Annotated in this window: 17 protein-coding genes and 1 tRNA gene; 8 read left to right on the top strand and 10 right to left on the bottom strand. The window is 69.0% G+C overall.

The features are described 5' to 3' along the window. Positions 1 to 52: 52 nt before the first annotated feature. The 4 genes from KIP79_RS28720 to KIP79_RS28705 all read right to left on the bottom strand — a co-directional run bounded on the left by KIP79_RS28720 (position 53) and on the right by KIP79_RS28705 (position 3,462). Positions 53 to 673, bottom strand: coding sequence for a 50S ribosomal protein L25/general stress protein Ctc (locus tag KIP79_RS28720; protein ID WP_214108056.1), 621 nt, complete (start codon positions 671 to 673; stop codon positions 53 to 55). 96 nt (positions 674 to 769) lie between these two features. Then, positions 770 to 1,747, bottom strand: a complete 978-nt coding sequence (locus tag KIP79_RS28715; protein WP_214108055.1) for a ribose-phosphate diphosphokinase — start codon at positions 1,745 to 1,747, stop codon at positions 770 to 772. 45 nt (positions 1,748 to 1,792) lie between these two features. Then, on the bottom strand, positions 1,793 to 3,232 hold the full coding sequence (gene glmU, locus KIP79_RS28710) for a bifunctional UDP-N-acetylglucosamine diphosphorylase/glucosamine-1-phosphate N-acetyltransferase GlmU (RefSeq protein WP_214108054.1): 1,440 nt from the start codon (positions 3,230 to 3,232) through the stop codon (positions 1,793 to 1,795). Between the two features lie 157 nt (positions 3,233 to 3,389). Continuing rightward, positions 3,390 to 3,462: transfer RNA gene (locus KIP79_RS28705), tRNA-Gln, on the bottom strand. Positions 3,463 to 3,851: 389 nt separating this feature from the next. Between KIP79_RS28705 and KIP79_RS28700 the strand changes: the two genes are divergently transcribed. The 4 genes from KIP79_RS28700 to KIP79_RS28685 all read left to right on the top strand — a co-directional run bounded on the left by KIP79_RS28700 (position 3,852) and on the right by KIP79_RS28685 (position 8,968). After that, a complete protein-coding gene (locus tag KIP79_RS28700) occupies positions 3,852 to 4,793 on the top strand; it encodes an acyl-CoA desaturase (RefSeq protein ID WP_214108053.1) in 942 nt (313 codons plus the stop codon). A 94-nt stretch (positions 4,794 to 4,887) separates the two neighbouring features. Next, positions 4,888 to 5,886 (top strand): TetR/AcrR family transcriptional regulator, encoded by a 999-nt coding sequence (locus tag KIP79_RS28695; protein WP_214108052.1) that lies wholly within the window; start codon positions 4,888 to 4,890, stop codon positions 5,884 to 5,886. 119 nt (positions 5,887 to 6,005) lie between these two features. Beyond that, positions 6,006 to 8,117, top strand: coding sequence for an RNA degradosome polyphosphate kinase (locus tag KIP79_RS28690; RefSeq protein ID WP_214108051.1), 2,112 nt, complete (start codon positions 6,006 to 6,008; stop codon positions 8,115 to 8,117). Further along, on the top strand, positions 8,114 to 8,968 hold the full coding sequence (locus tag KIP79_RS28685; protein ID WP_214108050.1) for an NUDIX hydrolase: 855 nt from the start codon (positions 8,114 to 8,116) through the stop codon (positions 8,966 to 8,968). The genes KIP79_RS28690 and KIP79_RS28685 overlap by 4 nt, the downstream gene beginning before the upstream one ends. Here KIP79_RS28685 and KIP79_RS28680 read toward each other — a convergent pair. Together KIP79_RS28680 and KIP79_RS28675 are read right to left on the bottom strand one after the other, a co-directional pair. Further along, a complete protein-coding gene (locus KIP79_RS28680; protein ID WP_214108049.1) occupies positions 8,965 to 10,428 on the bottom strand; it encodes a CYTH and CHAD domain-containing protein in 1,464 nt (487 codons plus the stop codon). The genes KIP79_RS28685 and KIP79_RS28680 overlap by 4 nt on opposite strands. A gap of 77 nt (positions 10,429 to 10,505) precedes the next feature. Further along, positions 10,506 to 11,261, bottom strand: a complete 756-nt coding sequence (locus KIP79_RS28675) for a trans-aconitate 2-methyltransferase (protein ID WP_214108048.1) — start codon at positions 11,259 to 11,261, stop codon at positions 10,506 to 10,508. A gap of 82 nt (positions 11,262 to 11,343) precedes the next feature. Here KIP79_RS28675 and KIP79_RS28670 point away from each other — a divergent pair, with 82 nt between their 5' ends. After that, positions 11,344 to 11,868 carry a MarR family winged helix-turn-helix transcriptional regulator gene (locus KIP79_RS28670; protein ID WP_214108047.1) on the top strand — a complete coding sequence of 175 codons (525 nt, stop codon included), beginning with the start codon at positions 11,344 to 11,346 and terminating at the stop codon, positions 11,866 to 11,868. A 327-nt stretch (positions 11,869 to 12,195) separates the two neighbouring features. Continuing rightward, complete coding sequence (locus KIP79_RS28665; RefSeq protein WP_214108046.1) at positions 12,196 to 13,710, top strand: trypsin-like serine peptidase; 1,515 nt, start codon at positions 12,196 to 12,198, stop codon at positions 13,708 to 13,710. A 102-nt stretch (positions 13,711 to 13,812) separates the two neighbouring features. Here the strand turns inward: KIP79_RS28665 and KIP79_RS28660 are convergent, their stop codons facing one another. From KIP79_RS28660 to KIP79_RS28650, 3 genes are all read right to left on the bottom strand, one after another. Beyond that, complete coding sequence (locus KIP79_RS28660) at positions 13,813 to 14,463, bottom strand: SRPBCC family protein (protein WP_214108045.1); 651 nt, start codon at positions 14,461 to 14,463, stop codon at positions 13,813 to 13,815. A 61-nt stretch (positions 14,464 to 14,524) separates the two neighbouring features. Continuing rightward, on the bottom strand, positions 14,525 to 15,883 hold the full coding sequence (locus tag KIP79_RS28655; RefSeq protein WP_214108044.1) for a hypothetical protein: 1,359 nt from the start codon (positions 15,881 to 15,883) through the stop codon (positions 14,525 to 14,527). A 100-nt stretch (positions 15,884 to 15,983) separates the two neighbouring features. Continuing rightward, on the bottom strand, positions 15,984 to 17,600 hold the full coding sequence (locus KIP79_RS28650; RefSeq protein ID WP_372453698.1) for a dolichyl-phosphate-mannose--protein mannosyltransferase: 1,617 nt from the start codon (positions 17,598 to 17,600) through the stop codon (positions 15,984 to 15,986). A gap of 96 nt (positions 17,601 to 17,696) precedes the next feature. On the opposite strand from KIP79_RS28650, the gene rsmI reads away from it, so the two are divergent. Continuing rightward, positions 17,697 to 18,530 carry a 16S rRNA (cytidine(1402)-2'-O)-methyltransferase gene (gene rsmI, locus KIP79_RS28645; protein WP_214108043.1) on the top strand — a complete coding sequence of 278 codons (834 nt, stop codon included), beginning with the start codon at positions 17,697 to 17,699 and terminating at the stop codon, positions 18,528 to 18,530. Here the strand turns inward: rsmI and KIP79_RS28640 are convergent. Then, the gene (locus KIP79_RS28640; protein WP_214108042.1) at positions 18,527 to 19,981 is read right to left on the bottom strand and encodes a hypothetical protein; all 1,455 of its coding nucleotides are present in this window, start codon (positions 19,979 to 19,981) and stop codon (positions 18,527 to 18,529) included. The two genes, rsmI and KIP79_RS28640, sit on opposite strands and share 4 nt — an antisense overlap. Positions 19,982 to 20,080: 99 nt before the next feature. Here KIP79_RS28640 and KIP79_RS28635 point away from each other — a divergent pair, with 99 nt between their 5' ends. Then, complete coding sequence (locus tag KIP79_RS28635) at positions 20,081 to 21,301, top strand: glycosyltransferase (protein WP_214108041.1); 1,221 nt, start codon at positions 20,081 to 20,083, stop codon at positions 21,299 to 21,301. Positions 21,302 to 21,341: the final 40 nt, after the last annotated feature.

Below are 21,341 nucleotides of genomic sequence, written 5' to 3'. Positions count from 1 at the left end.
CGCCGAGATCAGATGGGCCAACCCGGGCGGGGTTTCGGTGCGCGCAGAGGTGCTACTCGGCGGCGGCCTCGGCAGTCTCGGCGGCCTCCGGGGCCTCGCCCTCGGCGCCCTCGGCGGCGGGCTCCTCGGGGAGCGCGGCGACCGGGGCGGCGACGACGTGCAGCACCAGGGCCTCGGGGTCGGCGACCACGGTGGCGCCGGCGGGCACCGGGAGGTCGGCGACGGTGATCGCGAAGCCGACGTCCTTGCCGTCCACGTCCACCTCGATGCCGCTCGGGATGCGGGTGGCCTCGGCCTCCACCGCGACCTGGACCAGCTGCTGGTCGAGCAGGGTGCCGTTGACCACCTCGCCGGTCACGGTGACCGGGATCTCGACGGTGACCTTCTCGCCGCGCTTGACCAGGAGCAGGTCCACGTGCTCCAGGAAGCCCTTGATCGGGTCGCGCTGCACGCCCTTGGGCAGGGCCAGCTCGGTGACCGCGCCCTCCAGCTTGATCAGCACGTTGGGGGTGCGGAGCGCGAGCAGCAGCTCGTGGCCGGGGAGGCTGAGGTGGCGGGGCTCGGTGCCGTGCCCGTACAGAACGGCGGGAACCTTGTGCGCGCGGCGGATGGCGCGGGCGGCGCCCTTGCCGAACTTGTCGCGCAGTTCGCTGGTGATCGTGACTTCGGACACGGCGCATCTCCTAGGGATGGTCGGCGATTGAGGCGCTCCCCCTGGCCCGCCCTAGCGGGAGGCGTTACGAGCGCACAACCCTCACAGTCTACCGGGTCACGAATCGCCCTCGAACAGGCTCGTCACCGAGCCGTCGGTGAACACCTCGGTGATGGCCCGGGCGATCAGCGGCGCGATGGAGAGCACGGTGAGCTTGTCGAACCGCTTCTCCTCCGGGATCGGCAGCGTGTTGGTGACCACCACCTCGGAGATGCGCGAGTTCTTCAGCCGGTCCACGGCGGGCTCGGAGAAGACGGCGTGGGTGGCGGCCACCACCACGTTGGTGGCGCCGTGGTCGTAGAGGGCGTCGGCGGCCTTGCAGATCGAGCCCCCGGTGTCGATCATGTCGTCGATCAGCACGCAGGTGCGCCCGCGCACCTTGCCGACCACCTCGTTGACCTTCACCTGGTTGGCCACGTCCAGGTCGCGGCGCTTGTGGATGAAGGCGACGGGCGTGTTCAGCATGTCCGACCAGCGCTCAGCCAGGCGGACCCGGCCGGTGTCCGGGGAGACGATCGTGGTCGTCGACGGGTCCAGCTTGTCGCGCAGGTAGTCGATCAGGATGGGCATCGCGAACAGGTGGTCCACCGGGCCGTCGAAGAAACCCTGGATCTGCGAGGTGTGCAGGTCGATGGACATCAGGCGGTCGGCGCCCGCCTGCTTGAACATGTCGGCCATGAAGCGGGCGGTGATCGGCTCCCGGCCGCGGCCCTTCTTGTCCTGCCGGGCGTACCCGAAGAACGGCATGATCACGGTCACCCGTTTGGCGGAGGCGCGCTTCAGCGCGTCCACCATGATCAGCTGTTCCATGATCCACTTATTGATGGGCGCGGTGTGGCTCTGGATCACGAAGGCGTCGCACCCCCGCACCGACTCCAGGTACCGCACGTAGATCTCCCCGTTGGCGAAGTCGCGCAACGCGGTCGGGGTGATCTCCACACCGAGGTTCCGGGCAATTTCCTGGGCGAGTTCCGGATAGGCCCGGCCGGAGAAGAACATCAGGTTCTTCTGGCCCATCGTCTGAATCCCACTCATACGACTAACTCCTCCATGCCCGGAAATATCCGGCGATACGCGATCTCACGTGTCGTTCCCCGCTTCCAGTGCGCGCCGGGCGGCCTCGGCGGAAGCCGTGCCCGCACGGCGGCGGAACACCCAGCCCTCAACGTTGCGCTGACGGCTGCGGGCCACACCCATGGCCCCTGGGGGAACGTCGTTGGTGATCACCGAACCGGCCGCCGTGTAGGCGCCGTCGCCTACCTCGACCGGGGCGATCAGCATGTTGTCGCTGCCCACCCGGACGTGGTCGCCGATCGTGGTGTGCCGCTTCTGCACCCCGTCGTAGTTGACGAACACGCAGCCGGCGCCGATGTTGCTGCCGGTGCCGATGGTGGCGTCGCCCACGTAGGTGAGATGGGGGATCTTGGAGCCTTCGCCGATGGTGGCGTTCTTGGTCTCCACGTACGTGCCGATCTTGCCCTTGGCGCCCAGCCGGGTGCCGGGGCGCAGGTAGGCGAACGGGCCGACCGAGGCGCGCGGGCCGATCTCGGAGCTGACGCAGACCGCGTTGCGGACCACCGCTCCCTCGCCCACCACGGTGTCGGTGAGCGTGCTGCCGGGGCCGATCTCGGCGCCGGCGCCGATCCGGGTGGCGCCGTGCAGCTGGGTGCCGGGGTGGACGACCGCGTCGGCCTCCAGGGTGACCCCGGCGTCGATCCAGGTGCTGGCCGGGTCGATCACGGTGACGCCGTTCAGCATGTGCTCGGTGAGGATGCGGTCGTTCAGCACCCGGCGGGCGAAGGACAGCTGGACCTTGTTGTTGACGCCCTCCACCTCGGCGAAGTCGGCGGCGATGTGCGCGCCGACCCGGTGGCCCTCCGCGCGGAGGATGGCCAGCACGTCGGTGAGGTACTCCTCGCCCTGGGAGTTGGCGGTGGAGACCCGCTTGACCGCGTCGGCCAGCAGGGTGCCGTCGAACGCGTACACCCCCGAGTTCATCTCGGTGATGGCGCGCTGCTCCGGGGTGGCGTCCCGGTGCTCGATGATCTCCAGTACGGCGCCGGTGGCGTCCCGGATGATCCGGCCGTACCCGGTCGGGTCGGGCACGTGCGCGGTCAGCACGGTGACCGCGTTGCCGTCCTCGTCGTGCCGGGTCAGCAGGGCGCGCAGGGTCTCGGTCCGCAGCAGCGGTGTGTCGCCGTAGGTGACCAGGACCGTTCCCTCGATGGCGCCGACCGCCTCCAGCACGGTGCGGACCGCGTGCCCGGTGCCGTTCTGCTGCTCCTGGACGACCTGGTGGGCGTCCGGTGAAGTCTTTGCGAGGGCCTCGGCGACCTGCTCGCGGGCGTGGCCGATGACGACGATGAGCCGCTCGGGCTCGAGACCCCGGGCGACCGACAGCATGTGGTCGACCAGAGATCGGCCACACAGCTCGTGCAGAACTTTGGGGGTCGTGGACTTCATCCGCGTGCCCTCGCCCGCGGCGAGGACGATGACGGCGGCCGGGCGCGGCGCACTCACTTGTGGGAGCTCCCTCGGATCCGCTGGTGACGGGTCTAGATCAGGATGCTGTACGGCCACCGCCAAGGCACCGCACGGTCACCCACTCGACAACGTGAGCTTACCCGCCGAGCCAGCGATCACATCCAGCACCACTCGCGGTCTCACATCACCAACGTTCCGGCGCCTGGACTCGAACCAGGACAAACCAACTCCAAAGGTTGGCGGGCTGCCAATTACCCAACGCCGGACCGCCCGACCCTCAGGCCCCTGGACCATCAGACCGAACGCCTCTACCTTACCGGCCCCCTCCCGAAGCCGTGAGTGGATATCCCGTCGGGTCGCCCCTGCCGACCTGACGTCAGCTCCGCGACGCCTCCAACCACCCGGTCTTCCGGTGGTCCCCAGGCTGGTAAACCACGCTAAACGGACAAAACAGGCGTGGTGGCGACGTATTCTTCGGGCGAGGCTTCGGAAGGCGTACACAGCACAGTCTCGACTTCCTGGCAAGTCGGGTGACCGCCATGAAATGGTCCTCTGCCCGCTACTTTCTCCCCGCTTCAACTTAGGTCTTCCTTACCTACGGGGGCGTAGGTTACGGTGGCGTAGCCAGAGGAACCCGGACTCCGCGAGGTAGCCAATGACCGTTGCAACGGAGCGTGCCGCTCCGCAGCCCAAGCCCGACATCGACCCCGAGCCGAAGACCCTGCCCGAGCTCATCACCTTTGGTTTCGTCGTCGGGCTGCCGCTCGTGGCGCTGGCCGTGGCGGTGCCGATCGCCTGGGGCTGGGGGCTGCTCAGCTGGACCGACTTCGCGATCGGCTTCGTGTTCTACATCGTCAGCGGCCTCGGCGTGACGGTCGGTCTGCACCGCTTCTTCACGCACGGCTCGTTCAAGGCCAAGCGCCCGATGAAGATCGCGCTGGGCATCGCCGGCAGCCTCTCCCTGGAGATGTCGGTGCTCGACTGGGTGGCCACCCACCGCAAGCACCACAAGTTCTCCGACAAGGACGGCGACCCGCACTCGCCGTGGCGGTTCGGCACCGGGTTCTGGGCGATCAGCAAGGGCCTGCTCTGGGCCCACATGGGCTGGCTCTTCGAGCGGGTCCGCACCAACCGCGAGAAGTACGCCCCGGACCTGGTCAAGGACCCGGACGTGATCAAGCTCCACAAGTGGTTCCCGGTCCTGGCGATCACCTCCCTGGCCCTGCCGCCGGTGCTCGGCGGCCTGATCACCTGGTCCTGGCAGGGCGCGGCCACCGCGTTCTTCTGGGGCACCCTGGTCCGGATCGGCCTGCTCCACCACGTGACCTGGTCCATCAACTCGATCTGCCACGTCTTCGGCGACGAGGCGTTCGAGGTCCGCGACAAGTCGCGGAACGTGTGGTGGCTGGCCATCCCCTCGTTCGGCGAGTCCTGGCACAACCTGCACCACTCCGACCCCACCTGCGCCCGGCACGGCGCGCTCAAGGGCCAGGTCGACCCGAGCGCCGCCGTCATCCGCCTGTTCGAGAAGCTCGGCTGGGTGTCGGACGTGCGCTGGCCTACCCCGGAACGGCTGGCGGCGAAACGCCTTGGCTGATCCGGGCGACTCTAGTACGGCTACCGTAAGCCCCTTTACGGTAGCCGTACGTCTCCCATCCCCCGGTGGGACGGATTCCACGAGGAACGCCATTATGGAACCCGTGACCGAACCCAGATCCCGCAGACGCATGACGGGCGCGGAGCGGCGCGAGCAGTTGATCCAGGTCGGTCGTTCGCTCTTCGCCGAGAAGGGCTTCGACGGCACGTCGGTCGAGGAGATCGCGGCGCACGCGAAGGTGTCCAAACCGGTGGTGTACGAACACTTCGGTGGCAAGGAAGGCATCTACGCGGTGGTGATCGACCGGGAGATGCAGCGCCTGCTCAGCCTGGTCACCCAGGCGCTCTCCGCCTCGCACGCACTGATCAAGCTGGAGCGGGCGGCCCTGGCGCTGCTGCAGTACATCGAGGAGAGCAGCGAGGGCTTCCGGATCCTGGTCCGCGATTCGCACGCGGCCTCCGGCACCGGCACCTTCGCCAGCCTGATCAGCGACATCGCCAGCCAGGTGGAGGACGTGCTGGCCGACGAGTTCGTGGAGCGCGGCTACGACCCCAAGCTCGCCCCCATGTACGCGCAGATGCTGGTCGGCATGGTCGCGCTGACCGGCCAGTGGTGGCTGGACGTGCGCCGCCCCAGCCGTGAGGAGGTGGCCGCCCACGTGGTCAACCTCTGCTGGAACGGGCTCACCAGCCTGGACCCCAACCCCCGCCTGTCCAGCGCCTCCCGCGGCGTGGTCCTCTCCCCCGGCCTGCCGCCCCCGGACAAGCCGCCGCTGTCCGACAAGGAACTCAAGGAACTCGGCAAACAGCGCGAACGCGAGGCCAAGGAGCAGGACAAGCTCCGCCGCGAGCTGGACAAGCAGCGTGAGCGCGAGGCCAAGGAGCTCGAACGCCAACGCGAACGCGAGGCCAAGGAGCAGGACAAGGCCCAGCGCGAACTGGAGAAGCTGCGCGAACGCGAGGCCAAGGAGCAGGACAAGCTCCAGCGCGAGCTCGAGAAGCAGCGCGAACGCGAGGCCAAGGAACAGGAACGGGTCCGCGCCCTGGAGGCCAAGCAGGCCGAGCTCCAGTCCCGGATGACCAACCCTTCCTGACCCCGGCCGTGGGTGATTCCCAAGGTTGGACGCGTGACGAGTGGGCGAATGGTGCCACAAGGTCATAGATTGGGCGGGAAGTTAACGCTGCGTTCAACAACTTGGGGCATATTCGGGACATGTCCGCCGAAATCACTATTGAGACTAGTCCGGATGGGGGCGTCCCGGAGGAGCAGCCGCTCCCGGCCGATCGGTTCCTGAACCGGGAGGAGAGCTGGCTCCAGTTCAACGAACGGGTGCTGGAGCTCGCCGAGGATCCTCGGACGCCGCTGCTGGAGCGGGTCCGGTTTTTGGCGATCTTCGCCAGCAACCTGGACGAGTTCTTCCGGGTACGGGTGGCCGGGCTGAAACGGCGGATGGCGACCGGGCTGCTGGTGCGTACCAAGAGCGGGCTGAAGCCGCGGGAGGAACTGGCCAGGATCGCGGGGATCGCGGACGGGCTGGCGCGGCGGCACGACGCGGCCTTCCACAAGCTGGTGGGGCCGGAGCTGGCGGCGCACGGGATCGAGATCGTGCGGTGGGACGATCTGGCCAGGGAGGAGCGGACCGCGCTGCGGAAACTGTTCCGGGAGCGGATCCGGCCGGTGCTGACCCCGCTCGCGGTGGACCCTGCCCACCCCTTTCCGTACATTTCGGGTCTCAGCCTGAACCTAGCGGTGACCGTGCGGAACCCGGCCAACGGCAACACGGTCTTCGCCCGGGTCAAGGTGCCCGACCAGTTGCCCCGCTTCGTCAACGCGTCACGTGACCGATTTGTCCCACTTGAGGACGTTATCGCGGCACATCTGGGGCAGCTCTTCAAGGGCATGGAGATCCTCCAGCACCACGTCTTCCGGGTCACCAGGAACGAGGACCTGGACGTCGACGAGGACGTCACCGAGAACCTCATGCAGGCCCTGGAGCGCGAGCTGCTCCGGCGCAGGTTCGGCCCCCCGGTCCGGCTGGAGGTGGAGGACTCCATCAGCGCGGAGACCCTGGAGCTCCTGGTCGAGGAGCTGGGCGTGGCCGAACACGAGATCTACCGGCTGCCCGGGCCGCTGGACCTGTCCGGCCTGCACGCGATCGCCGACCTGGGTCCCGCGCAGATGGCGCAGAACAACCGGGGCGAGCTGAGCTACCGCTCGTTCGTGCCCGCCGAGGCGCTGCACTTCGAGGACGACGTCTTCGCCCTGCTCCGCGAACGGGACATCCTGCTCCACCACCCGTACGACTCCTTCTCCACCAGCGTGCAGCGGTTCATCGAGCAGGCCGCCGCCGACCCGCACGTACTGGCGATCAAGCAGACCCTCTACCGCACCAGCGGCGACTCCCCCATCGTGGACGCGCTGATCGACGCCGCCGAGGCGGGCAAGCAGGTCGTGGTGGTGGTCGAGATCAAGGCCAGGTTCGACGAGCACGCCAACATCTCCTGGGCCCGCAAGCTGGAGCGGGCCGGCTGCCACGTGGTGTACGGCGTGCTCGGCCTGAAGACCCACTGCAAGCTGGCGCTGGTGGTCCGCCAGGAGCCCAGCGGCGAGCTGCGCCGCTACTGCCACATCGGCACCGGCAACTACAACCCCAAGACGGCCAGGATGTACGAGGACTTCGGCCTGCTCACCGCCGACCCGCTGGTGGGCGAGGACGTCACCGACCTGTTCATCCACCTGACCGGCTACTCCAACCACTCGACGTACCGGCGGCTGCTGGTGGCCCCACACTCGATGCGGCAGGGCCTGCTGGCCCGGATCGACCGGGAGATCGCCCACCGGAAAGCGGGCCGCCCGGCCAGGATCCGGATCAAGACCAACTCGCTGGTGGACGAGCCGGTCATCGACGCCCTCTACCGGGCCTCCCAGGCCGGGGTCCCGGTCGACCTGCTGGTCCGGGGCATCTGCACGCTGCGTCCAGGCGTTCCCGGCCTGTCGGAGACGATCCGGGTCAGGAGCGTGCTGGGCCGCTTCCTCGAACACTCCCGTGTCTTCGAGTTCGGCGGCGGCCGCCGGCCGGAGTACTGGATCGGCAGCGCCGACCTGATGCGCCGGAACCTGGAACGCCGGGTCGAGGCCCTGGTGAAGGTGACCGCCGCGCCGCACCGCAGCTACATCGCCGACCTGTTGGATCGCGCCTTCTCCGAAGGGACCGACACGTGGTGGCTGACCTCCGACGGAAGCTGGGAAAGGCACCGGGGCGAGCTCGATCTGCAGCACCAGCTCATCGCCACCCGAAGGTGGCGCACGGTGGACGACAAATGACCGATGTGGTCCGGGCCTCGGGCGCGGTGATCTGGCGCGGCGAGGAGCACGACCCGGAGGTCGCGGTGGTCCACCGCCCCCGGTACGACGACTGGTCCTTCCCCAAGGGCAAGCTGAAAACCGGCGAGCACGTGATCGCCGGCGCGCTCCGCGAGGTGACCGAGGAGACGGGCCTGGAGGTGGTCCTGGGCCGGGCCCTGCCCCCCGTCCACTACCTGCTGCGGGACGGGCGGCTCAAGCGGGTCGACTACTGGACGGCCCGGGTGGTCGAGGCGGGCGTCCCGACGGCGGCGGATGAAGTCGACCAGACGGTCTGGCTCCCCCTCGACGAGGCCCGCCGCCGCCTCACCTACGAGTGGGACGCGGGCCTGCTCCGCGCCCTCACCGCCGTGCCGCTCCGCACCACCCCCCTGATCCTGGTACGGCACGGCCAGGCCGGTTCCCGCCAGGACTGGAAGGGCGACGACGACCGCCGCCCGCTGGACGCCGTCGGCGTGCGGCAGGCCGAGACGATCGCCGCGGTGCTCCGCGGGTACCGGCCCGGCGTGCTGGTCAGCTCACCGAGCAAGCGGTGCGTGCAGACCCTCAAGCCGTACGCGGCCGCGGCCGGACTCCCGATCCGCAAGGAGAAGCTGCTCTCCGAGACCCATTACGACCCCCGCGACACCCTCCGGCTGGTACGCAAGCTCGCTGACGAACCGGTCGCGGTGAGCAGCCACGGCAAGGTACTGCCGGGGTTGCTGGCCGCGCTGAACGACCACGGCGCGGACACCCACCTGCCCAAGGGCGCCTTCGCGGTGCTCCACCACAACGATGGCGCCCTGGTCAGCCTGGAACGTTACGACACCTAGCCGGTGGCCTTCTGACCGGTGACCTTCGCCCAGATCGAGGGGAACTTCTTGTTGGCCCGTTCTGCGGTCTCGTGTTCGATGCCGGCGAGCACGCCGTAGGTGAAGGTGTCCTCCCCGGCCTGCCTGGCCCGCTCGGCCTCCTCGGCCAGCGTCTGCTGCGCGACCACGCCGTCCTGGTGCAGGCCCAGCACCTCCTGTACGGCCTCCGCCCGCGCCGCCTCCTGGGTCATGCCCACCGCCTCGGCGGTGTACCTGGCCTGTTTGGCGGCCTTGCGCACGTCGTGCATGGCCAGCTCGCGCTCGGCCTCATCGGGCATGGCCTGGGCGGTGGCGTACCGTTTCTCCACCCGCTGCCACTGCTTGCCGACGATCTTCTCCAGGGTGGGTCCGGCCGGGCGGGCGGCGCGCGCGGTCAGGGCGAGCGGCGCCTCGATCGCGTCCAGCAGCGCGAAGTACCGCTCACCGGCCATGACCTGGCGGACCTGTTCGTAGGCGGCCTCCTCCTTGACTTCCAGGTCGGTGCCCAGCCGCTCCCGGATCGGGCCGACGATCTGGCCCTCGTCCAAACCGGACAGGTGCTTGGCGAACCGGGCTCTGATCACTTCCAGGTCGCGTACCTCGCCGAGCACCGCGCCGAGCCAGCGCAACTCTTCCTGGAGGCCCTCGGTGCCCTCGATCAGCGTGGCGAACGCCTTGAGCGTGCTGCGCATGCGGCGGCAGGCCACCCTGGCCTGGTGCACCGCGTCCGGTTCGGCGTGCCGTACCGGGACGTCGTGGGCGATCAGGTGGGCCACCTGACTCTGGAAGTAGTCCACCACCACGGCGCCCGCGGTGCCCGCGGGGGCGGCGGTGACGGGGCGGACGGGCACGGCGTCGCCGAACAGCCGGGCGAGCTTGTTGGCCGACGCGGCGGGGACGGCCCCGGCCCGGCCGAGCCGCTTGCCGAGCCTGCGCAGGAGCTTCTCCTCGCCCTTGACCAGCTCGGTCTCCACCTCGCGCCAGCGCGCCGCGACCGGCGGCTCGCCGAAGACGGTGCCCTTGACCCGGTCGTCGGCGATCTCGGCGAGCACCTCGCCGTCCGCGCCGAGCACCCGGGTGACCGAACGCTTGGTCTCCAGCTGGGCGACCGGGACGAGCTCGGCGCCCCGGGTGTAGACCTGGACCAGTTCGGCCAGCTCCGGCGGCACCGTCTTGGTGCTGCGGGTGAGCGGGTGCACGACCTCCTGGCGTACGCCCTTGGCCTTGGGGAGCTTCAGGTGCCAGCCGGCGTCGTCGCCGCCGCGCCTGCGGCGCAGGGTGATCCCGCGTGCGGCGAGCCGCAGGTCGGGGGTGTCGAAGTAGAGGGCGATCAGGGTGTAGGTGCGCGGGCCTGACGTGCCGGCGGTGCCCTTGAGATCGCTGAGGTCGGGCACCTGGAACTCGTCGGGAATGTCGAACTTGTCTTCGATCTCGATCGCCATAGCACCTCGCAGTAAACAGAAGCCCGCCAATACGCGGCCATAATGCCACGCGAAGGTGAACAAACCTCATCTGCTCGTCAGCGGCGTGCCACCACGAAGATCCTGCGGAACGGGAACGGCGTGCCGTACGGGGATGCTGGGTACGCCTCCGCGAGCAGCCGGGCCGCGTCGGCGAGGAAGGCCTCCTGTCGGTCGCCGGTGAGACGGGCCAGCATCGGGCGCAGGGCGGTGGCGCGGACCCAGGTGAGCACCGGGTTCTCCCCCTGGAGCACATGCAGATAAGTGGTCTCCCAGGCGTCCACTTCGCAGCCCTCGGCGGCGAGCAGGCCGTAGTACTCGGCGGGGTCGCCCACCGGGGCCTCGCGGACCAGGTCGCCCAGTTCGTCCCGCCAGGCCGGGCTCCGGCAGAGCTCGCGGATGAGGACGTGGCTGGGCGAGCCGAAGTTCCCCGGTACCTGGAACGCCAGCCAGCCGCCTGGCGCCAGGTCCTCGCGTGCCCAGCGGGCCAGCAGCTCGCGGTGCTCCGGGATCCACTGGAGCAGCGCGTTGGAGACGATCACATCCACCGGGGCCGGTGGGCGCCAGGCCCGGACGTCGCCCACCTCGAACCTGGCCCCGGGCGGGGCTTTGGCGATCATTTCCGGCGAGGAGTCCAGGCCGTACAGGTCGGCGCCCGGCCAGCGGCCGGCCAGCCGCACGGTCAGCTCCCCGGTGCCGCAGCCCAGGTCGGCCACGGTGCGCGGGCCGGCCGCGCCGATCCGGGCGACCAGGTCGAAGAAGGGGCGGGCGCGCTCGTCGGCGTACCTGCCGTAGAGGGTCGGGTCCCAGGTCATCACGACCTCCATTTATCTCGACATCAAGAAACTTGATATCGTGATAGATGTCTCGACGTCAAGAAAGCTAGAATCTGATGCCATGAGCGCCAGGGAGAGCAGCGCCGAGGACGAAGTCGACCGGCTCGTGGCGGCATGGAAGCAGGAGCGTCCAGACCTGGACGTCAGCCCGCTCCAGGTGCTGAGCCGGGTGTCGCGGCTGAGCCGCCACCTGGAGCGCGCGCGGCGGGCCAGCTTCACCGAGCACGACCTTGAGCCCTGGGAGTTCGACGTACTCACCGCGCTCCGCCGGGCCGGCGAGCCGTACGAGCTGAGCCCGGGCGCGTTGCTCCGCGCCACGCTGGTGACCTCGGGCACCATGACCAACCGCATCGACCGCATGGCCGCCACCGGCCTGGTCACCCGCCACCCCGACCCGGAGGACCGGCGAGGCGTGCTGGTCCGGCTCACCCCGGCCGGGCTGGAGCGGGTGGACGCGGCCTTCGCCGGGCTGCTCCGCAGGGAGCGCGAACTGCTGGCCGCGCTGGGTCCGCATGAGCAGCAGGCCCTGTCGGGCCTGCTGCGCACGCTACTTGTCCCTTTTGACGCCTCCGACAGCGGAGCGTAGGGGATCGACTGCCCTGGAGCAGGGAAACCAAACCCGATTAAGACGGGACAATAGCGCCAGACGGTTTCACCGCGTCTATGTGATTTATGTCACACACCCCTGTCGGACCGATCTAACAAGATCGTCTTGGCACCCCACGCGATCAGGGCAAATACTGCCCCCATTCCCAGCTACCCCTCAGGTTCGTGATGTAGCACCCGGGCTCTCACAACTCACGCGAATGCGTTTTCAACTTTCGTAACGGTAGATCGTTGTATAGCTTTTAACCGTTCCTTTACTGACGCATGGGGCGCAAGTGACGTCCCACGACAGACCTGGGGTTACACCATGAAGCGCACATTCGTTGTGGGCGGAATCAGCGCGGGCCTGCTGGCCTCCGCTCTCGTTTCCGCTCCGGCCCAGGCGGGCGACCAAGTTCCGTCGGTCATCCTGGCCAACACGCCGCTCGCCGCTCAGCAGGTAGCCAAGTTCTGGCTGGGGGAGGCGAAAGCCAACCTGATCGGCGCGACGCCGTACAACGTCGAGACCAAGGTCGTCGCCAAGCACGTCTCCACCGGTGGTCCCGCCGCGGACAGCAAGCCCGGCGTGATCCCGGCCATCGGCGACGAGAAGAAGTCCTCGGCCAAGTCGAAGAACGTGAACCTGCCCAAGACCTCGGGCAAGGTGTTCTTCATCGGTGCTGACGGTGAGCCGCACTGGTGCACCGGCACCTCGATCCAGGCCGCGTACCGCAACCTGGTCGCCACGGCCGGTCAGTGCGTGTACGACACCTCGAGCAACAAGGCCACCCTCGACAAGTGGGTCTTCATCCCCGGTTACTACCAGGGCAAGACTCCTTGGGGCATCTACGTCGGTAAGCAGGGCTTCACGCACTACGACTACGACGTGTACGAGGACGGCGACCGCGACTACGCGTTCGTCACGGTGTACAACGGCGTCATCCCGACCTCCAAGGACTGGGACGGCGACTACGCCAGCAAGGTGTTCAAGACCAAGAAGGAAGCCGAGGCCGAGAAGGTCAAGCTGGAGAACACTCCCAGCACCGGCTACTCCAACCTGGCGATCGAAGAGGTCGTCGACACCTCCAAGGTCGTCCCGGTGGGCGCGCCCGAGTCCAAGAAGGTCGAGGGCATCACCTGGGACGAGTGGCACAAGTTCAACAAGTACACCAGCCCGACCGAGACCTGGAAGCAGGCCGTGCCCGGCACCGGGTACGACACGACTCCGATCTCCCAGAACGAGTTCCGTCAGCCGCCGGGCATCCAGAACGACGGCGACTGGTACTTCCTGGACGGCAAGAAGGTCCTCGTCTTCTCCAAGAAGGAGGGCGGCGTCTGGAAGTACTACAAGCGCACCTTCTGGGCGAACTACGACCTGGACTACAAGGTCGTGGGCAAGGTCCTGTCCATCGGGCTCAAGGACGTCGGTCGCCTCGGTGACAACGTCGGTGGCCAGGGTCTGGCGTACAACCAGAAGGTCGGCAAGCCGGTCTTCGTGTTCGGCTACCCGAGCGGTTCGCACCCGGACGGCAACTACGCCTTCACCGGCAAGACCCTCAAGTGGGCTTACGGCAAGACGTTCGCCGCCTCGGCCAAGGCCATCAAGGCCGAAGAGCTCATCGGCATCAAGTCCAGCTTCACCGGCGAGGGCGCCATCGGCTCCTCCTGGCTGCTGAACTACAAGAGCGCGCGCCGCCTCGGCTACCTGAACGGCGTCACCATCGGCGTCTCCGACACCGACGGCAACGGCCGGTACGACACCAGCGTTTCCCCGTACTTCGACGGTGAGACCTACGGCGTCTACAAGGCGGCGGCCAACCTCTGGTCCGGCAAGATCGTCTAGTTCGATCCGGTAGAGATCGGAAGGTGCCCCGGTCTCCACTGAGCAGAACGCGGAAAGGGCCCGGCTATTCGGCCGGGCCCTTTTCTGTGTTGTTGTTCAGAATCAGAGATCGCCGTTCTCGATGGCGGCTTTCAGGCCCGCCTGGGTGGCCTGGTGGGAGGCGACGCCGTTGGTGACGGTGAAGTCGATCAGCAGGATGCTCGCCTCGAAGGTGAGGTGTTCGGTGACCCGGGTGGCGCCGTTGCCGAGGTCGGTGAAGACGATCTTCTGGTGGGTGACCACGTTGGGGAGGGTCCAGGTGTCGGTCTCGTAGTAGTAGGCGTCGCGGTGGATGCGCTGCTGGGCGTGGGTCCGGCTGGTGATGGGCACGCCGGCGACCACCGGGATCTCCTCGATGGCGGTGAAGTTGACGTAGCGGACGCCGCCGTCCGTGTAGTCGGCATGGGTGACCACCCGCTTGAGGAACGAGTGCATGCCGAGGTGGTTGTTGATGTTGGAGTAGGCGTCGAAGACGTGGTCGATCGGGGCGTTGATGTCGATGGAGATGTCCCGGGTGACCTGGCTGCGGCCGGTCCACGGGAGCGGGGCGGTGAGTTTCTCGTAGAACCGGTAGGTGTCCCAGGCCAGCTGCCAGGAGGCGGCCAGCTGGGCGTCGGTCTCGGCGCGGGCGGGCTTGGGGGCGACCGACAATCCGGTCAGGAGCAGGGCGAGGGCCACCAGCGGAGTGGTGATCACCCGGAAGGTCTTCGTCACAGATACCTCGAATGTGCCGGTAATGCGTGAAGACCTTCTACAGCATGTAGGAGCCCCCCAGCTAGCCCAGACCCGCGTACTGGCGGGGCCGCAGCGCCTGCGTGCGCAGCGCCGAGAGCACCGCCTGCTGGCCCACGGGGGTGAGCTGCCAGCTCGCCCGCCAGTCGCAGGACATGCGCAGATCCAGCGCGTCCAGCCGCCGCTGGAGCTCGCCCAGCGGCGAGGCCAGGTCCATCGCCGAGACCTGCCCCCCGGAGCTGGAGCGCCAGCCCTCGCCGTTGACTACCTCGGCCACCCGGTCGCGCAGTTCGGGGTAGGGCAGTGGGTCGCCGTCGGCGAGCAGCATCAGCGCCGCCTCCCTGATCGAGATCTCGAAGTCGTGCTCGCCCTGCGCCGGGACGAGCAGGGTCGCGGTGGCCGCCGTCCACAACGCCTCGGGGTCGTCGGCCAGCCGCCGCCCGGCGACGGTCAGCACCAGCTTCCGCCCGGTCCGCCGCAGCGCCCGCAGCTCCCCGGCGGCGATCTCCCTGAGCATGGTGAGGGTGGGCACGTCCGCCTCGCCGCGCACCGTCCCCGTGGTCATGGTGTCCCAGCCGAACAGCTCGGCCGACTCGATGACCAGCGCCCTGGCCAGGTTGTACTTCTGGGTCAGCGGCACCCCGCCGCTCCCGGCCGCCCAGTCCAGCAGCCACCAGAGCGAGGCCAGGTGGGGTTCGGCCGGGGCCGGGATCGGCGCGTACAACCGGACCTCGAAGGGCTGGGCGAGCTCCCGGCGGGCCTTGCCGCGGCCGAGCACCCAGCGGTTGAGCCGCTCCCCGTGCACCCGGTGCAGCCAGCTGTCCCCGCCCAGCTCGGCCCGGGGCTCGGTGAGCCACCGGGTGGTCAGCTCCGCCCGCCCCCGGGCGAATCCGCGCATGACCGTGGTGGCCGGCGTCTCCGGCTCGTACGCCGGGGCGAGCTCGCCGGAGACGATGGCGAGTTCCAGCGCGGCCGCACAGGCCACGTGGGCGCCCAGTTCCTCCGGCCCCATGATGGAGCTCCAGCTGAGCTCCGGCACGTCCGGAGGGAGCACTCCAGTGGCCTCCAGGGCTTGCTGGTAGGCGGCGGCGCCGGCCTCCTCCCCGTCCCGCGCGTACGTGGCCAGGATGCGGGCGGTGACCGGGGAGGCGCAGAGCGCCGCGTACCGCTCCATGCCGCCCAGCTCGAAAAGACGGCCGAGGGCGTGCGCGATGGCCTCGTGGTCACCGGTGACCTTGATCGGCAACGAGTACCAGAGGAACTCGCAGACGTCGAGCTGGCTGATGGTCTCCAGCGCCTCGCCGCCGGTCAGCCATTCCACAGCGATACGGGCCGAGTCGGCGACGTCCGGCTCGGCACGCTCCAGTTCGGCGAGGAGCGCCGCCACATCAGGTGCGGGCATGACCCGCAGTCTGCCGTATGGAACCCATCGTTGACGACGACCGAGAGACACTCGGGACCACCCCCCTAGTGACTCACGATACGGACACCCCCGCCAAGGGTTAGATCCAGCCCTTCTTAAACAACATGCGGTCGTACCAGTCCTGGTACGGGATGTGCTCGGCGGACAGAACCGGATAGAGCCACCAGAAGTTCACCAAGGCCAGCAACGCGAACGCGCCCACCACCACCGCGCCGTAGGTGCGCCGGTTGCCGGGCGCGCCCTCCGGGCCCATGACCAGCCCGGCCACCAGCACGATGGCCAGGATCATGAAGGGCACCATGGGGATGGCGTAGAACAGGAACATCGTCCGGTTGTCGGCGAACGCGAAGTAGAACCAGGGCAGCCAGCCCGCCGCGTACCCGAGCAGCACCGCGCCCGCCCGCCAGTCGCGGGTGGCCACGTACCAGGCGATCATGGCGATCAGCGCCAGCAGGCCGCCGAACCAGATGATCGGGGTGCCGGTGCCGAGCACCGCCCAGGAGCAGCTCTCGGCGCCGCAGCCCTTCGGCGACTCGTAGAAAAACGCCACCGGGCGCAGCAGCAGCGGCCACGACCACGGATCCGACTCGTACGGATGGGTGGCCGCCAGGCCGGTGTGGAACTGGAGGATCTGCTTCTGGTAGTCGAAGAGCGAGCGGATCGAGTCGAACACGAAGTAGACGGGGCCGCCGGAGGTGGCCTGGGCCCAGTTGCGGCCATATCCGCCCGCAGTGGCGAACCAGCCCGCGAAGGAGACCAGGTAGGTCAGCAGCGGCACCCCCACCATCCAGGCGAGGGCCGGCGGCAGGTCCCGCTGGGCGGTCTGGCGGACGGGGGCGTGCAGGCCGGCCGCGCGGCGGGCGCCCAGGTCCCAGAGCACGGTCATGATGCCGAACGCGGCCAGGAAGAAGACCGTCGTCCACTTGGTGGCCAGCCCGGCGCCCAGGCAGAGCCCGGCCGCCAGCCGCCACGGCCGCAGGCCCAGCGAGGGCCCGCCGCCGGTGACCAGCCCACCCGAGGACTCGTACCAGTCGGCCAGCCGCTGCCTGCTGCGGTCCCGGTCCACCACCAGGCAGGCGAACCCGGCCAGCAGCCAGAACATCAGGAAGATGTCCAGCAGCGCGGTCCTGGAGAGCACGAAGTGCAGGCCGTCCAGGGCGAGCAGGAAGCCCGCCAGGCAGCCGAGCAGGGTGGAGCGGGTCATCCGCCGGGCCACCCTGGCCAGGATGAGGATGGACAGCGACCCGACCACGGCGGCCATGAACCGCCAGCCGAACGGGGTGAGCCCGAACAGCCACTCGCCGAGCGCGATCATCCACTTGCCCAGCGGCGGGTGGACCACGTACGAGCCGCACTGGTCGACCTGCTCGCAGATCTTGAAGATGTTCGGATCGCCGCGGAGCACCGCCGCGTTGGCGGCCTCCCCGTCGATGAACTGCCGTTCGGTGCCGAACTTCAGCAGCGACCAGGCGTCCTTCATGTAGTACGTCTCGTCGAACACGATCGCCTTGGGCGTGCCCAGCCGGTCGAACCGGAGGAACGCTCCGAAGATCGCTACAATGATCGGGCCGAGCCAGCCCCAGAGCGCGCTGCCCGGCATCGGCGGGACCAGCCGGTCACGCACCGACGGCGCCGCACCCCCCGGGTCCGGCTCGGGCTGCTCGGAAGCCTGGCTGGCGAAGTCGGTCACGGCCACCCGCACACCCTACTGGCGACACGCTGATACGAACATGACGTACGCGCTGATTGGCCACCGTTCGACCCCCGTGCACCCACCTTTAATAATGGTGCGGTGAACGACTTCGGCACGCTGGTGTTGGCGGGGGCGCCGATCGGGCAGACCGCGGACGCCTCGCCCCGGCTGCGCCGGGCCCTGGAGAGCGCGGACGTGATCGCCGCCGAGGACACCCGGCGCCTGCGCCGCCTGGCCACCGACCTGGAGGCCGAGGTGCGCGGCCGGGTGGTCTCCTACTACGACGCCAACGAGCAGGCCAGGGCCAAGGAGCTGCTCGACCTGCTGCTGGCCGGGCAGCAGGTGCTGGTCATCACCGACGCGGGCATGCCGGGCGTCTCCGACCCCGGCTACCGGCTGACCCGGCTGGCCGTGGAGGCGGGGGTGCGGGTGACCGCGCTGGCCGGTCCGTCCGCGGTGACCACCGCGCTGGCCGTCTCCGGGCTGCCCAGTGACCGGTTCTGCTTCGAGGGCTTCCCGCCGCGCAAGGCCGGGGAGCGGGCGCGCCGGCTGGCCGGGCTGGCCGCCGAGGAGCGCACCATGGTCTTCTTCGAGGCCCCGCACCGGCTGCAGGCCGCGCTGGCGGCCATGGCGGAGGCGTTCGGCCCCGAGCGCCCGGCGGCGGTCTGCCGCGAGCTCACCAAGACCTACGAGGAGGTCCGGCGGGGCGGCCTCGGCGAGCTGGCCGAGTGGGCGGCCGGAGAGGTCCGGGGGGAGATCACCCTGGTGGTCGCCGGACGCGCCCCCGAGGAGGCGGCGCCGGGCCTGGACGAGCTGATCGCCGAGGTGGCGCGGCTGGAGGGCACCGGCGTGACCAGGAAGCAGGCGATCACCGAGGTGGCCAAAGCCGCAGGGGTGTCCAAGCGTGACCTCTACAACGCCGTGCACGCCTAGGACTTCTTGATCTTCACCTTGCGCAGGGTGATCGCCGCCGCGAGGCAGGCCAGCGGGATGGCCGGGACCAGGTAGCGGTAGTCGAACTCGGCGGTCGCGGCCGGGGCCAGCACCAGGCCGACTCCGGCCAGCCAGGGCAGCAGCACGGGGCCGCCGAGGCTCCGCCAGCGCACGGCCACGCCGTACAGGCCGATCAGCAGGAGCAGCCCGAGGGCCAGGCCGGGGAAGCGCATCACCGCCTGGTAGCCGATCATGATGTCCGACCAGGGGCTGACGTTGACGGTCGCGGCCGGGCCGTTCTCGTAGGTCTCGGCGTCGGTGTGGGTCTGCCCCCGGAAGGAGCTCCACTGCGGCAGCTTGGTGGTGAGCCGGTTGCTGAACTCGTACTGCAGGAAGGTCTTGCGGTCGGGGAAGATCGGCCGGTCCCAGCGGAAGGCCCGGAAGAAGTCCTTGGCCACGGTGGCCAGGTAGTCGCCCGGCTGGCTGAGGATGGCGCGCTTGGCGAACTCCGCGGTGTTGGCGTTGACCTCGGGGCTGAACTTGGTGCCCGCCCCGAACACGTGGATCTGGTTCTGGTTGTCCCACCACAGGTACGCCTGGGCCGCACGTTCCCGTTTGTCCGGCGGCACCGGGATGCAGAGCAGCGCCAGGTTGAGCTCCGCGCGCGGATCCAGCCCCATCTTGTGGCAGTCGGAGAACGAGGCGGTCCGCATGTAGAGGATCACCCCGTCGCTGGTGGTCATCGCGAACTGCCCGTTCACCGCCTTGAACCAGCTCATGTACGCCACCACGGGCAGCCCGCAGGCGACCACCATGGCCAGGATGGGCTTCCAGCCGGACCGCTTGATCAGCAGGTAGACCACGACCAGGGCCAGGATGGGCAGCCCGATGCTCCGGGTCAGCGCGGTGAACGCGAGTAACCCCCCGACGGCCGCGCCCACCTTCCAGGACATCTGGCGGTGCCAGAGCACCAGCGTGATCACGCCCACCACGAGCAGCAGGAACATGCTGTCCGACATGATCATCTGTTCGAGCTGGATCTGGTAGGCGTCGAAGAGCACCGGCACGGCGGCCAGCGTCGCCCCCCAGCCGGGCATCCCGAACTTCCGTACCAGCAGCGTGTAGATCAGCAACCCGGCGGCCAGGCCCATCAGGTGCTGGGTGAACACCACGACGGCGAAGCTGTGCAGCGGTTTGAGCAGAAGCAGCCAGAACCCATACCCGTCGGGGCGGATCGGGTGCGGCCGGGGGTGCAAGGCTACCGAGACGTAGTCGTAGGAGTCGTTGAACCACATGGCCGGACCGAAGCCGAGCATCGTGATGATCCGGAGCAACGCGGCCAGCCCGAGCGCCACCGCGATCCACCGATGCCGGCCCAGGAACGCGACGAAGCGCTCCCGCCGCCCGGGGCTGGGAGCGCTTACCGTTGTCGGTTCCGCGACCGCGACCATGGTTACAGAATGCCAGCCGTTTCGTGGACTTGACTCGGCCACCTATGGGTAGCGGGCATCATTGTTTGATCTGAACAGGTACCTGTAAGGGGTTGCGACGTGGAACTGACGGTGGTCATGCCGTGCCTCAACGAGGCCGAGACCGTGGAAACCTGCGTGCGCAAGGCGTTGGCATGCATGCGCGAGAACGGCATCGAGGGCGAGGTGGTGATCGCCGACAACGGCAGCACCGACGGCTCGCAGCAGTTGGCCCGTGACGCGGGCGCCCGGGTGGTGCACATCGCCGAGAAGGGGTACGGCAACGCCCTGATCGGCGGCATCCGCGCGGCGCGCGGCAAGTACGTCATCATGGGCGACGCCGACGACTCCTATGACTTCACCGGCTTGATGCCTTTTGTTGAGCAGTTGCGGGCGGGCGGTGAGCTGGTCATGGGCAACCGCTTCAAGGGCGGCATCGCCCCGGGCGCGATGCCCCCGCTCCACCGCTACCTGGGCAACCCGGTGCTCTCCTTCATCGGCCGCCTGTTCTTCCCGAGCGCGATCGGCGACTTCCACTGCGGCCTGCGCGGCTTCCGGCGGGACTCCATCCTCCGGCTGGGCCTGCAGACCGGCGGCATGGAGTTCGCCTCCGAGATGGTGGTCAAGGCCACCCTCCAGGGGCTGGACGTGCGGGAGGTGCCCACCACGCTCTCCCCCGACGGCCGCTCCCGCCCGCCGCACCTGCGCTCCTGGCGGGACGGCTGGCGCCACCTGCGCTTCCTGCTGCTCTACAGCCCGCGCTGGCTGTTCTTCATCCCGGGCCTGGCGCTGATGACGCTCGGCCTGATCGCCGGCACCGCGCTCACCTTCGGCCCGGTCTACATCGGCAAGCTGGCCTTCGACATCGACACCCTGGTCGGCGCCTCGGCGATGGTGGTGATCGGCTTCCAGGCCGCCTTGTTCGCGCTGTTCACCAAGGTGTACGCGGCGGAGGAGGGCTTCCTGCCGGAGGACCGGCGGGTGCGGAAGCTGGTGGACATCGTCACCCTGGAGAAGGGCCTGGTGGCCGGCGGCCTGCTGGCGCTGGCCGGTCTGGTGGGCCTGGGCCTGTCGGTGGCGCACTGGGGCGGCCGGGGCTTCGGCGAGCTGATCCCGGCCGAGTCGATCCGTCTGGTGGTGCCCTCGGCCACCGCGTTCATCATGAGCTGCCAGACCGTCTTCGCCGCGCTGTTCATCAGCATCCTGGGCATCCGCCGTTCCAAGGAGACCTCGATCGACATCGCCGCCTCCGCGGCGGAGGAGGCCGCCGCAGCCGTGCGCGAGGAACCCGCGCGGAGCTAATTCCGTTCGAGCCCGCTATCCGAGGGCTCTAGGCTGGACG

Source organism: Acrocarpospora catenulata (genome assembly GCF_018476525.1).
Lineage (GTDB): Bacteria > Actinomycetota > Actinomycetes > Streptosporangiales > Streptosporangiaceae > Acrocarpospora > Acrocarpospora catenulata.
This window is presented reverse-complemented; position numbering and strand designations above follow the sequence as displayed.

Bases quoted from the DNA above. Each gene is read 5' to 3' on its own strand.
- KIP79_RS28655 (WP_214108044.1), bottom strand. From the start codon at position 15,883: ATGCCCGCACCTGATGTGGCGGCGCTCCTCGCCGAACTGGAGCGTGCC.
- KIP79_RS28665 (WP_214108046.1), top strand. From the start codon at position 12,196: ATGAAGCGCACATTCGTTGTGGGCGGAATCAGCGCGGGCCTGCTGGCC.
- KIP79_RS28675 (WP_214108048.1), bottom strand. From the start codon at position 11,261: ATGACCTGGGACCCGACCCTCTACGGCAGGTACGCCGACGAGCGCGCC.
- KIP79_RS28680 (WP_214108049.1), bottom strand. From the start codon at position 10,428: ATGGCGATCGAGATCGAAGACAAGTTCGACATTCCCGACGAGTTCCAG.
- KIP79_RS28670 (WP_214108047.1), top strand. From the start codon at position 11,344: ATGAGCGCCAGGGAGAGCAGCGCCGAGGACGAAGTCGACCGGCTCGTG.
- KIP79_RS28640 (WP_214108042.1), bottom strand. From the start codon at position 19,981: ATGGTCGCGGTCGCGGAACCGACAACGGTAAGCGCTCCCAGCCCCGGG.
- KIP79_RS28690 (WP_214108051.1), top strand. From the start codon at position 6,006: ATGTCCGCCGAAATCACTATTGAGACTAGTCCGGATGGGGGCGTCCCG.
- KIP79_RS28700 (WP_214108053.1), top strand. From the start codon at position 3,852: ATGACCGTTGCAACGGAGCGTGCCGCTCCGCAGCCCAAGCCCGACATC.
- KIP79_RS28685 (WP_214108050.1), top strand. From the start codon at position 8,114: ATGACCGATGTGGTCCGGGCCTCGGGCGCGGTGATCTGGCGCGGCGAG.
- KIP79_RS28695 (WP_214108052.1), top strand. From the start codon at position 4,888: ATGGAACCCGTGACCGAACCCAGATCCCGCAGACGCATGACGGGCGCG.
- KIP79_RS28715 (WP_214108055.1), bottom strand. From the start codon at position 1,747: ATGAGTGGGATTCAGACGATGGGCCAGAAGAACCTGATGTTCTTCTCC.